General features: G+C 61.9%; 11 protein-coding genes. 7 read left to right on the forward strand and 4 right to left on the reverse strand.

Annotated elements, in window-relative coordinates; translation table 11 throughout:
* Positions 1-136: 136 nt before the first annotated feature.
* From HNO88_RS17920 to HNO88_RS17930, 3 genes are all read right to left on the reverse strand, one after another.
* On the reverse strand, positions 137-676 hold the full coding sequence (locus HNO88_RS17920; protein WP_184248868.1) for an aromatic-ring-hydroxylating dioxygenase subunit beta: 540 nt from the start codon (positions 674-676) through the stop codon (positions 137-139).
* Positions 673-1,992, reverse strand: coding sequence for an aromatic ring-hydroxylating oxygenase subunit alpha (locus HNO88_RS17925; RefSeq protein ID WP_184248871.1), 1,320 nt, complete (start codon positions 1,990-1,992; stop codon positions 673-675). The genes HNO88_RS17920 and HNO88_RS17925 overlap by 4 nt, the downstream gene beginning before the upstream one ends.
* Before the next feature lie 147 nt (positions 1,993-2,139).
* The gene (locus HNO88_RS17930) at positions 2,140-2,823 is read right to left on the reverse strand and encodes a dienelactone hydrolase family protein (protein WP_184248874.1); all 684 of its coding nucleotides are present in this window, start codon (positions 2,821-2,823) and stop codon (positions 2,140-2,142) included.
* Between the two features lie 223 nt (positions 2,824-3,046).
* On the opposite strand from HNO88_RS17930, the gene HNO88_RS17935 reads away from it, so the two are divergent.
* The gene (locus tag HNO88_RS17935) at positions 3,047-3,820 is read left to right on the forward strand and encodes a TetR/AcrR family transcriptional regulator (RefSeq protein ID WP_184248877.1); all 774 of its coding nucleotides are present in this window, start codon (positions 3,047-3,049) and stop codon (positions 3,818-3,820) included.
* On the opposite strand, the gene HNO88_RS17940 is transcribed toward HNO88_RS17935, so the two are convergent.
* Positions 3,795-4,733, reverse strand: coding sequence for a LysR family transcriptional regulator (locus HNO88_RS17940; protein ID WP_184248880.1), 939 nt, complete (start codon positions 4,731-4,733; stop codon positions 3,795-3,797). The two genes, HNO88_RS17935 and HNO88_RS17940, sit on opposite strands and share 26 nt — an antisense overlap.
* A 194-nt stretch (positions 4,734-4,927) precedes the next feature.
* On the opposite strand from HNO88_RS17940, the gene HNO88_RS17945 reads away from it, so the two are divergent.
* The 6 genes from HNO88_RS17945 (at position 4,928) to mdlC (ending at position 11,155) form a co-directional block, all read left to right on the forward strand.
* Positions 4,928-5,356, forward strand: coding sequence for a GlcG/HbpS family heme-binding protein (locus HNO88_RS17945; protein ID WP_184248883.1), 429 nt, complete (start codon positions 4,928-4,930; stop codon positions 5,354-5,356).
* A complete protein-coding gene (locus HNO88_RS17950; protein ID WP_184248887.1) occupies positions 5,353-6,243 on the forward strand; it encodes a VOC family protein in 891 nt (296 codons plus the stop codon). Before HNO88_RS17945 ends, HNO88_RS17950 begins: the two co-directional genes overlap by 4 nt.
* A 52-nt stretch (positions 6,244-6,295) precedes the next feature.
* Positions 6,296-7,132 (forward strand): fumarylacetoacetate hydrolase family protein, encoded by an 837-nt coding sequence (locus HNO88_RS17955; RefSeq protein ID WP_184248890.1) that lies wholly within the window; start codon positions 6,296-6,298, stop codon positions 7,130-7,132.
* A 45-nt stretch (positions 7,133-7,177) separates the two neighbouring features.
* Positions 7,178-8,272: an NAD(P)-dependent alcohol dehydrogenase gene (locus HNO88_RS17960; protein ID WP_184248893.1), complete on the forward strand. Its 1,095-nt coding sequence runs from the start codon at positions 7,178-7,180 to the stop codon at positions 8,270-8,272.
* A 40-nt stretch (positions 8,273-8,312) separates the two neighbouring features.
* A complete protein-coding gene (locus HNO88_RS22885; protein WP_184248896.1) occupies positions 8,313-9,392 on the forward strand; it encodes a Rieske 2Fe-2S domain-containing protein in 1,080 nt (359 codons plus the stop codon).
* Between the two features lie 203 nt (positions 9,393-9,595).
* Positions 9,596-11,155 carry a benzoylformate decarboxylase gene (gene mdlC, locus HNO88_RS17970; protein WP_184248899.1) on the forward strand — a complete coding sequence of 520 codons (1,560 nt, stop codon included), beginning with the start codon at positions 9,596-9,598 and terminating at the stop codon, positions 11,153-11,155.
* Positions 11,156-11,346 lie beyond the last annotated feature (191 nt).

An 11,346-nucleotide genomic window follows, 5' to 3' on the forward strand; every position in this document is an offset into this window, starting at 1 on the left:
CGGACGCTCGGCGCCATGCCTCGCGACGGGCGAGCGTCCGGGCTGCGTTATGCTTCGACGTGCCTCGGCGAGCGGCTCGATTGCGGCAGATCGCTCGGGCAACTCACCGATGCCCAAGCGCCTGCGGCGACGTCGCTCAAAGGTAGACCTGCAGGATGGTGTCGTGAATGCCATCGCAGTCGATCAGGTCCACGCGCTGACGCTGGATCCTCACCGCATCCGGCGAACCAACCAGATGATGCGTATAGGCACCGGCATAGAATTTCAGGGTATCGCGCCTAAACTGCGTGACGTGAAACCGCGAGCGGACGATCAGCTCGCCATCGCCGTTTGTGCCGAGGACCTGTACGTTACTGACGACATGGCTGCTTCTGGTCGGCGGCAGTTGGCCCATGGTCCGCGGATCGAGCAACCGTTCGCAACGCGCCATCATCATCGGCACGTCATCGAACATGAAGGACATCTGCGTCTCGGGATCAGTATCGGTAGGCCGATGCGGTATCCAGTAGGAGCCGTCGTCGGTAAACAGGTCAAGCCAGGCGTTGAAATCGCGACTGTCCAAATATTCCGCCTGACGGAAGAGGAGATCTTCCGCCTCGCTGCGGGTAAGTTTTAGCGTCTGCTCGATGGTCGACATTGTCTGGTTCCTTTGCTTGGTGCCGGTGATGCCGATCACTGCGCCGTCATGTAGTCTCGCCAAGCGTGGAACATGTTGCGCATGCAGACTTCCGAGTTTCCATCGCCACCCTTGATGCTCGATCCCTGGGGGACATCCTGGCGCGCGCCACGGTGCAGCAGCACCCAATCGGTCTGCGGGCTCTCAAGTCCGGCATGGACCCGATAGTAAGACTCGAAGTCGTCCGCAGCGACGACGTTGGAAGGCGAGTTGCCGACGTTGCCGCCGGTCACCGCGCGGCGCACGAAGCTTTCCGGCGCGCCTTTGAGACAAAACACCCAGATTTCCAGCAGCGTCTTGTTGGCGGAGATGGGGCGGATGACGCGCATCTGCTGCAGCGATTGCTGCATGACCAATGTCGGGAACATCAGGACGCTGTGATAGCTTTCCTTCAGGATAGCCTCGGCCCGTTCCTTTCCGTGGAAAGCCTCCATCGATGCCTTGTATTGGTCCGCATCCGGGCCGGACGGCGGCGGCGCGAAGGCGACCATGTCGAAATGACCGCCAGGATGCGCGACAAGGTCCATTCGCGCCATTTGCTCGGGTTCGCCGGCCAACATGGCCGCCACGTCAAGCCCGCCGGGACGTCGCACCGCGGTACGAGCGATGGTCTTCTGCGCGGCCTTGGCCATCTGGTTGTGCACGAACGAGGTGTGCATCCCATCGCTCATGTTATCGAGAAAGATCTTCCAGTTGTTGTTCTGGACGGTGCGATAGCAGTCGCCGATTACTTCGACCTCGCCGGCGGGCGCGCGATCGACCAGGTTGTCGAGGCCGCGAAGCCCCTTGCCGGCCCATGTCTTGAAGTCCGGTCCGTCGGCCGCGAGCGATGCGAAGATGAAGCCACGATGGTTCTGGACACGCGGCAACTGCTTCAGGCCGTTGGCGGGGTCCTTCGGATCGAACGATGTTCCCTCGTAGCCCGACCGCGCCGGCACCGACCTGAGCGCTCCGTCACCATCGAAGCTCCAGCCGTGATACATGCAGACGAACGGGCGCGAATGGCCAGCCCGCTCGGGGCAGACAAGCGCACCCTTATGCGGGCAGCGATTTTCGAGAACGTAGATCTGGCCATCGGTATGGCGCGTCATGATGACCGGCTGGCGTCCGACCTGGGTCGTGAAATAATCGCCCGCTTGCGGGATCTGGCTCTCATGACCGACGTAGATCCAGGAGCGACCGAAGATCAGGTCCATCTCCAGCTCGAATATCTCCGGGTCGACGTAGGCGCGGCGATGCACACGCTCCGCTTCGACAAGGCTGGCGGGGTCCAGATCCGCACCCGATGCATCTCTCGCTGACGTAGCGACGGTCATGACAAACTCTCCCGAATCTTTAATTCAAACGTTCGTTTTGACTTATGGTCGCGTGAAGGTGATCGTGTCAAGCGCCCTGAAGCCAGGAACCTATTTTACCGAAACCGCGCCGATGCCCGTCACAAGCGCCCGAATGCGTCAGCAGGCTCAATCGCGCAGCGCGTCGACCAGCTTGAGCGCACGGTCCCAGGACGCGCGGGCAGCGTCCGGGTCGTAATGCCCCCGATCCGTGGGCACCATGTAGCCGTGCCCTGCGCCCGGGTGGATGATGAACTCGCTGCCGGTATCCTCGGCAACCTTCCTGACTGCAGCCAGCTCCTCTGGCGGCGCAAAGTCATCCTTGTCACCGTAGTGCAAGGACACCGGGCAGGAGGGCTGATCGCCGGGCTTCATAGCCGAGGAAACGTTCGTACCGTGAAACGAAACACCAGCGCCGATGCCAAGCCCGTCGCACGCAGCGCGCCAGGCGAATGGGCCGCCGAAGCAAAAGCCGAGCAAGGCAACCTTGCCATTGCAGCCGGGCTGGCTGCGTGCAGCTTCGATCGCGAAGCGAAGGTCGCCCATCCCCTGAGCAAAGTCGTAACGCATCACGCGCTTCACGGCACGTTCCATATCCTGCGGCAGCGCCATCGCGTCAGGATCCTCGTCACGCCAGAACATGTTCGGCGCCACTGCGACGTAGCCGCGCTCGGCCAAATCATCGCACATGCCCTTCATATTATCATCGATCCCGAATATCGTCGAGATCAGCAGCACAGCCGGAGCCGTGTCCCCGGCGGGCGAGGCAACATACGCGCCCATGGCTCCGGAATTCGTGGCGATCTGAATCATAGTGGAAGTCAATTTACGCTCCTGTCCCGGTATCTGGCATTGTGGCCTTTCGACGGTATTCCGGGGGATCAGCGCCTAACCGGCTCTACGGCCGCCCTCAGCGATGCTCGCCCGCCCGACTGGTCATGCTCATTTTCAAACGTTCGATTGAAGTGTCATCAGCGTGCATGCTTGTCAAGGCGCGTCGACGCGGTTAGTCGGCAAAAGGGCAGGAAAGCATACGATGAGTAGAAAGCGCAATCTGGAAGGGGACGCCAAAAGCCGTATCCTCGAGATATCCGCCCGTTTGTTCGCGGAACACGGGTTCAACGCGATATCAGTTCGCGACATCACCAGTGAGGCTGGTGTAAATATCGGGGCGGTAAACTACTATTTCCAATCAAAAGAGCAGCTGTTTCACGAGATTTTCGAAACGCTGCTTCGCCCGTTGCAACGCGAGCGGATAGCACTTCTCGATCAGATCGAAGCTGAAGCGGTCGACGCATCTCCCGATCCGGAGCGAATACTGCGGGCACTCATAGAGCCGACCATACGCAGCTCTGTCGGCAAGGACGCACTGTCGCCCTATCTTCCGCGGCTGATGTTCCAGACTTACGCCGTCGCCCGCCAGTCCATTGGCGATGACGTCGCGGTTGAGAACGACGCGGTGGCAACACGCTTCATAAAAGCGCTCGCTCGCGCAATCCCGCATGTCTCGTATGAAGATATCTGCTGGCGGTATTACATGGTCCTTGGCGGCTTCCTTCTCGTTTGCACGGACGCACAAGGTGCCCAGCGTCTGGAACGCCTTTCGGACGGACGTTGCGACACCAACGATGGCCCTCGTATCATCGAGCAGATGATCGCCTTCTTCCTCAGCGGCATCACAGGCCCGGCACCGTCCAAGCCGCGTCGGCGCGCCGCCAAAGCACTTCCGGTAAACGTGCCGTCGGCAGACCCCGCACCCACCCCGCCAGCCCGCCGTCGGCGATCTAACCCTGACCCGTCGCCGCAATAGCGAGAAATTCCCGCTCGATAGCTTGCGTCGTTTCCCGAACGCTCTCGATGAATTGCGTGGCCATCGGAGACAGGCTGAGATCGGCACGGTGGCGCACGCCGATCGACCGAACTGGCGCATCGGCCAGCCGAACGATCTTGAACGGCGGCGTTCGATCGATGAACTGCGCAGGTGTAACGAAACATAGGCGACCGGTGCGAGTGACCAGTTGCTCCTGCAGCACAAGGCTATTCATGTGGAATGCGTTGGCCGGCAGCCTCTGGTCCGCTGTCCGGAACAGGGCTTCGACGATACGATAGAAGCTGCTGCCCTTGATGGGCAATATCCAGGGCTCATCCGACAATTCGCTGACATGAAGCTCGTCGCGCTCGCTGAGGCGATGACCATGGGGAACGGCAAGCAGCAGCGGTTCCTGAGCCACCGTGTTCTGCACGATCCGGTCGCTCGCTGGACGAAGGGAATCGATCGGACCGACCAACAGCTCGATCTCGCCTTTGTCGAGCGCTTCGAGCAGGAGATCGTCGAGACCATCCCTGATGATGATAGACGCGTTCGGACAGGCCTTCCCCAAAAAGCTCAACGCGCGGGGCAGAAGACCAAACAGCATGCTCGGCGTCGTGCCAATCACGAGCGGACCGACCAGATTGTGGGCGCTTGCGCGGATTTCCTCCTGAGCATGTCGCATTGCCCAATCGATGTTGGTGGCACTGCGCGCCGCGATGAGCCCCGCCGCGGTTGGCGTGCTCCCCTGCTTCCCCCGTTCGAACAACCGTGCACCCAACGAACGCTCGAGTTGGGCGATCGCCTTTGATATCGCTGGCTGCGACACTGACAGGGCTTCCGCCGCGCGATTGAACGTCCCATGCTCGATCACCGCAAGGAGAACACGAAAGTGGCGTGGTTCGATCAGCATTCTGCATCCTTTCGCGCTGCCGGTGTCAGCTGTAGCCGCGACCTGGCGATATAACCAAAGGTTACTGCCATGCGAGCTTTAAGAACTAGACACGATATCAGACTTGCAGTGTAGTCACTGCATCCTGGACAGGGAGAGCCGGCCGAGGCTGTCCAGGACCTGACTGTCGTGCACGGGTAAAATCGCTCGAGGAGATGATCGTGAACTACGCTGAGGCCCGTGCGATCATCGCCGGCGCACTGGAGCACGGACGTTCTCGCGACGCGCAGCCGCTAGCCGTTGCAGTCCTGGATGCCGGCGGTCATCTGGTTGCATCTGGACGAGAAGATGGCGCATCGCCTTTCCGCCATGACATAGCGCGAGCAAAGGCTTCGGGCGCGATCGGCATGGGGATGGACTCTCGTGTCCTGGCTGAACGCGCAAAAGGCAATCCAGGTTTTTTCCAGAGCGTTGCGGTCACTGTAAGCGGAGCAATGGCCTTCTCGCCAGGCGGGGTCCTTGTGAGGTCGGGCGCCACGATCATCGGCGCGGTCGGGATCAGCGGCGATACGGGCGATTGCGACGAGGCATGCGCGTTCGCTGGAATAGGCGCGGCAGGGCTGGACAGGGAGAACGTGGCATGAAGTTACGCAGCGTTGAGCTTGGGCTGCCCGATCCGGAAGCAGCGACAGAGTTCATGGTCGACATCTGGGGCGCGGCGCTCGCCGAGCGACGCGGCGACACCTTTTATCTGCGCGGCTCAGGCAGCTTCCCCTACCTTCTCTCTCTGGAGAAGGCGGACGGTGAGTTTGTCCGCTCCACGACGTTCGTCTGCGATGAGGCGGAGCTTGTCACCGTGCGTAAGCGGTCGACGGCTGCAGTGCGCCCGGTACGCGACGTCGTATCGAGCGATCCCGGCGGCGGACGCGGCGTAATCGTCGAACTGCCCGAAGGCGAACTATGGCGCTTCCTGGTGGATGCCACCGAAGTCGCTCCCATCGAAGGGCGCGATCTGCCGGTGAAGCTCACCCATGTCGTCTTCAATTCGATCGACGCGGAAGCCTCCGGCCATGCCGTGGAAGATCTGCTGAACTTTCGCGTGTCCGATCGCACCAAGGGCATGGTCTTCGTGCGATGCAACGACAGTCACCATTCCGTCGCGTTCGCCCGCGCGGGATTCGCCTCGCTCAATCACATCGCTTTCGAAATGAAGGACATTGATGCGGTCATGCGCGGGATCGGCCGCATGAGGGACGCTGGGCAGCCTCCCGCCTGGGGCCCGGGACGCCACGGCCCCGGCGCGAACGTCTACGCCTATTACGTCTCCCCTTTCGGACCCGTCATCGAGTTTTCGACCGCGGTGGACAAGGTGGCCGACGACCACAAGGTCGGTGCGCCATCGGACTGGACGTGGCCGTCCAACCGCATCGATCAATGGGGCGTTTCGGACAAGGATTTCGACAGCCTGCGCGCCGCCGAGGAGCGCTTCCGTTTCCTGCGCGACGAAGTGGCGGACCCGGTCCAGACGTAACGCGGGGACTAGCGACTTCGTCATCAAAACAGCGGTTTGGGAAGAGTGAAGAATGGCACGTTACATGAGTTTTCGCAGGCCGGATGGTACCGCGAGCTTCGGACGAGTGGAAGGCGAGCTTGTCGTCGATCTCGGCCGCGCGGATAAGGCCGACAATCTGGCCGATTGTCTGGACGGTGATCTGACCGCTCTGCCGGCCATCGCGTCGTATCCCATCGTTTCGGTGGAACTGCTCCCGGTGATTCCCAATCCGGGCAAGATCCTGTGCATCGGGCTGAACTACGCGACCCATGTCGCTGAAACCGGGCGCGAGCAAAAGGAATATCCGGCGGTCTTCACGCGATGGGCGGACACGCTGGTCGCGGCGGGGCAACCACTGGTGCGTCCCCGCGAAAGCACGAAGTTCGACTATGAAGGAGAGCTTGCCCTGGTGATCGGCAAGCCCGGACGGCGGATTTCCCGCGATGACGCCATGGCGCACATCGCAGGCTATGCGGTCTTCAACGACGGGTCCGTTCGCGATTGGCAGCAGCACAACATCCAGTTCACGCCCGGCAAGAACTTCCCCGACACGGGCGGGTTCGGTCCGGAACTGGTCACGCCCGACGAGGTGGACGACGTTACGGCGCTGCGGGTGCAGACGCGCCTCAACGGGCAACTCGTCCAGGACCAGCCAATCAGCGACCTGATCTGGGATATTCCGTTCCTGGTCTCTTACTGTTCCACCTTCACGCATCTGGACCCAGGCGACGTGATCCTGACCGGCACGCCCGGCGGTGTGGGCGCAAAGCGCAAGCCTCCGCTTTTCATGAAGGAAGGGGACACCGTGGTGGTGACCATCGACACGATCGGCAGCCTTACCAACCCGATCGTGGACGAACCGGCCTGACACCGTGACGAACCCGGCGAGCACGCCCCACCAGAGAAGATCCCAATGGAAATAACTGCCGCGGTCTCACGCGAAGATCAGCCCTCACCTCGCCTCGAAACGGTGGAACTCGGCGGACCGCGCGCGGGCGAAATATTGGTCAGGGTCGTCGCGACGGGGATCTGCCATTCGGACCTGATGTTTCATGGCCAGTTCGGCGCGATGTTCGCGCCCAAGCCAATCGTTCTTGGCCATGAAGGGTCCGGCATCGTCGAGGCCGTCGGCATCGGTGTCACGGCACTCGAGCCAGGCGATCACGTTGTCCTAAGCGGAAACTCCTGCGGCCACTGCCCGAACTGCCATTCAGGCCGCACGGTCTATTGCGATCATATGGTCAAGCTGTGCTGGAGCGGCGGTCGGGCCGATGGGACGTCCCCGATCAGCCAATGCGGCCATCAGGTATCGGGCGTGTTCTTTGGCCAATCTTCGTTTGCCACACACGTGATCGCGCCGGAGCGATCGGCAGTCAAAGTGCCGCGGGACGTGCCGCTGCACCTGCTCGGTCCGCTAGGTTGCGCCATGGTGACCGGCGCGGGATCCGTCCTGGAGGCGCTAAGCGTCCGCCCGGGCCAGTCGATCGCGATATTCGGCACCGGCTCCGTCGGGCTGGCTGCCGTGATGGCGGCGAAGATCGCGGGCGCATCGCGGATCGTCGCTGTCGATGTGAACAAAGAGAGGCTGGAACTGGCGAAATCGCTGGGCGCCAGCGACGTCATCCATTCGGATGCGGAAACCGGTGGTGCCCTGAGGCAGCTGGAGCCGCGCGGTTTCGACTTCAGCTTCATAACGGCATCGGCGCCGCAGGTCTTCGACGCAGCCACTGCCTGCCTGGGCGTAGGAGGCACGGCGGGCTATGTCATCTTCCCGCGAGAGCCATGGGTGCCGAACCTCGAGCGATTGATGACGGGCGGTTGCAAGCTGCAGGGGATCATCGGCGGCTTTGCCAATCCCCAGACGGGCATCCCGCTGCTCATCGATTACTGGCGCAAGGGGATGTTCCCCTTCGAGCGACTCATCACCGAATATCGTTTCGACCAGATCGATCAGGCCTGGGAGCAATATCGCAGCGGACAGGTCATCAAGCCCGTGCTGCGAATGTAGAAAAGCGTCCCTTCGACCCGAGGACGAGAGGAGAGAGCGCGTGCCGTTTATCGAGAACCAATGGTACGGGGCGGTTTGGGCCAAGGATCTGGGCACGGAGCCCAAAGGTCTGCGCATCCTGGACAAGCCCATCCTCCTTTTCCGCACGGAAAGCGGCGTGGCGGTAATGGACGATCTCTGTCCGCACCGGTTCGTACCGTTGCATCTGGGCAAGGTGATCGACGGCAATCGAGTCCGCTGCGCCTATCACGGGCTGGAGTTCGACGGGACCGGCACCTGCGTGCACAATCCGCATACCAGTGGCCGTATTCCGCCAGCCGCCAAGGTAAAGAGCTATCGCGCGATCGAGCGGCACGGCATGGTGTGGGTGTGGCTGGGGGAGCGCGAGGCTGATCCCGCGCTTATCCCCGACTTGTCGCCGCTGGAGAGCGATGGACGCCCACCAGCCAGCGGGCCGCACTACGTACAGACCGGCGCGCAGTTCTCCCTCGTGATGAAGGCGAATTACGCTTTGATCGGCGATAACCTGCTCGATCTCAGTCATGCTTGCGTCCTGCACGACACACTGCTCGGCAATCTCGAGATGGCGGATGCCGAAATCGGGATCGAAGATACAAACAGCGGCTTCATCGTGCGCCGCCTGGCGGTCGATACCAAGTTGCCCGCGTTGTTCCACCTGATGTCGAAAGGCGCGCTCGAACAAGGCGATACGTGGACCGACATGGAACTGATCGGGACGACATGCTTCGCCAATCACATCGGCGTGAACGATGCGGGCAAGGGTCGCTCCGGCGGCACCGGCCTGCTGGGCATCAACATCCTTACCCCGATCGACGAGGAGACCACGCTTTATCATGTCGACGGCGTGCTGGTGGATCCACCGCACCGTTCGCCCGAAGATCACGCGCGGATCGGACAACAGATGGGCGAACTGGCCAACTTCGCATTCACCGCGCAGGACAAGGTCACTTTGGAAGCGCAGCAGGCCGCGATATCCGACCCTGCACTCGCCACGTCGCGGCCAGCCATGTTCGATATCGATATTGGCTCGGCCCGTTATGCCAGACATCTCAAGAGCCTGCTGGACGCGGACAAGACGACCGAGCTCATGCCTGGTTGATACAGCGGTCCACAATCTGCTCGCCATGAAGCACGGTGGCTGCCGTAGCCATCTGGCCGAACGCCACCGCCGCGATACGGAACCTAGCCGGGAGTGCGGTCGAGCGGATCGAAATAATAGCGAACCGGAGTAGAATTCTCATGCATCGGAACATCGATCCCGAACATTCGCCAGCGCCGGATCCTGCGCCGCTTGCAAGCGGCATGAGCGTGCGGGAAGCTACTTATGCCTTCCTCCGCTCAGTTGGAATCAACAAGATATTCGGCAATCCGGGCTCGACCGAACTGGCGATGTTCCGCGATTTTCCCGATGACTTTGAGTACGTTCTGGGCCTGCACGAAGGCGCTGTCGTCGCCATGGCCGATGGCTATGCGGTGGCATCCGACAATGCGACGGTCGTCAACCTACATTCTGCGGCTGGCGTGGGCAATGCGATGGGCAGCGTGTTCACTGCATTCAGGAACCAGGCTCCGATCATCATCATCGCGGGCCAGCAATCCCGTGCGCTCCTGCCGGTCGAGCCGTTCCTCTATTCGGAGCGGGCAACCGAACTTCCGCGCCCTTACGTCAAGTGGAGCATCGAGCCGGCCCGCGCCGAAGATGTGCCAGCCGCCATCGCGCGGGCCTATTACATCGCAATGCAGGAGCCTCGCGGCCCGACGTTCGTGTCGGTCCCCGCCGACGATTGGGATCGGCCGGGCGAGCCTGTTGCCCCGCGACAAGTCAGCCGCCTCGTCCGTCCCGACCCCGCCATGATCGCGGAGCTACGCACCGCTCTCGCCGAAGCGAGCAATCCGGTGTTCGTCGTGGGGCAAGCCAATGCCAATGCCGGGGCCTGGGATGAGACGATCGCCCTGGCGGAACTACACCAGGCGCCGGTCTATGCTGGACCTCACGCCGCGCGCAACAGCTTCCCGGAAACGCATCCGTTGTTCGCCGGACACCTTTTGTGGGATCGCGCTCCGCTCGTGAAGACGCTGACCGGGCATGATCTTATCGTAGTACTGGGCGCGCCCGCATTCATCTATCACGTCGAGGGAACCGGCCCCTTCATCCCGGAAGGCGCGACCCTGTGGCAGGTCATCGACGATCCCTCGATCGCCTCCTGGAGTCCAGTCGGCAACGCGATCGTCGGCAACATGAAGCTGGCCATCAACGATCTGCTGGACAGTGCCCCGCTCACCTCGCGGACACCGCCGCCGCCGCGCGTTCGCCTTCCTGCCCCGGCGCCGGACAGGTTGACGGACGCCTATCTGATGAGCCGCATCGAAGCGATCTGTCCCGATGATCGGGTCATCGTGTGCGAAGCGCCGAGCAGCCTCGATGTGATGCGCGCGCATCTACCGATGAAAGAACCGGCAAGCTATTACGCCCATGCCAGCGGCGGGCTCGGCTATGGCCTGGCGAGTGCGATCGGCATCGCCATGGCAGAGCCACGACGCAGAGTGATCGCTCTGATCGGCGATGGTTCCAGTATGTATGCGATACAGGCCCTGTGGACGGCCGTGAAGCTGGGCACGCCCGTGGTCTTCGTGATCGTCAACAACCAGGCCTATCAAGCGCTCGTCGGCTTCGGCAGACTGCTGGGGATGGGCGTGCCGGTCGGCACCGTTATCGACGGCCTCGATTTCGTGAAGCTCGCCGAAGGCATGTCCATGAAGGGTGAGGCCATAACGGAGGCGTCCGCGCTCGACGCGGCACTCCATCGTGCGTTCGCGTTCGCCGGCCCATATCTACTGGAGGTGCGAACGCAGGCCGCCTGACAGATTGCCTCGCGCCATCGTTACTAACCCGGAACTTTGAAGCGATTGTTAGGCGGCGATGATTGAACCCAACTGACGCGAACAGGGCATCTCCTTAGAGTCCGTTTGAGAATGGATCAGGCGCTGGCGTGACGGCTGTAGATGAGGGTGCGGTTTGTCGCGAAAGGCGGGAGGATGGCCGTATCGCGCCA

The organism is Novosphingobium chloroacetimidivorans, assembly GCF_014204535.1.
Classification (GTDB): domain Bacteria; phylum Pseudomonadota; class Alphaproteobacteria; order Sphingomonadales; family Sphingomonadaceae; genus Novosphingobium; species Novosphingobium chloroacetimidivorans.

Excerpts from the sequence above, each read along its gene's own strand:
- HNO88_RS17960 (WP_184248893.1), top strand. The coding sequence starts at position 7,178 with ATGGAAATAACTGCCGCGGTCTCACGCGAAGATCAGCCCTCACCTCGC.
- HNO88_RS17945 (WP_184248883.1), top strand. The coding sequence starts at position 4,928 with ATGATCGTGAACTACGCTGAGGCCCGTGCGATCATCGCCGGCGCACTG.
- HNO88_RS17955 (WP_184248890.1), top strand. The coding sequence starts at position 6,296 with ATGGCACGTTACATGAGTTTTCGCAGGCCGGATGGTACCGCGAGCTTC.
- HNO88_RS17925 (WP_184248871.1), bottom strand. The coding sequence starts at position 1,992 with ATGACCGTCGCTACGTCAGCGAGAGATGCATCGGGTGCGGATCTGGAC.
- HNO88_RS17930 (WP_184248874.1), bottom strand. The coding sequence starts at position 2,823 with ATGATTCAGATCGCCACGAATTCCGGAGCCATGGGCGCGTATGTTGCC.
- HNO88_RS17935 (WP_184248877.1), top strand. The coding sequence starts at position 3,047 with ATGAGTAGAAAGCGCAATCTGGAAGGGGACGCCAAAAGCCGTATCCTC.
- HNO88_RS17940 (WP_184248880.1), bottom strand. The coding sequence starts at position 4,733 with ATGCTGATCGAACCACGCCACTTTCGTGTTCTCCTTGCGGTGATCGAG.
- HNO88_RS17950 (WP_184248887.1), top strand. The coding sequence starts at position 5,353 with ATGAAGTTACGCAGCGTTGAGCTTGGGCTGCCCGATCCGGAAGCAGCG.
- mdlC (WP_184248899.1), top strand. The coding sequence starts at position 9,596 with ATGAGCGTGCGGGAAGCTACTTATGCCTTCCTCCGCTCAGTTGGAATC.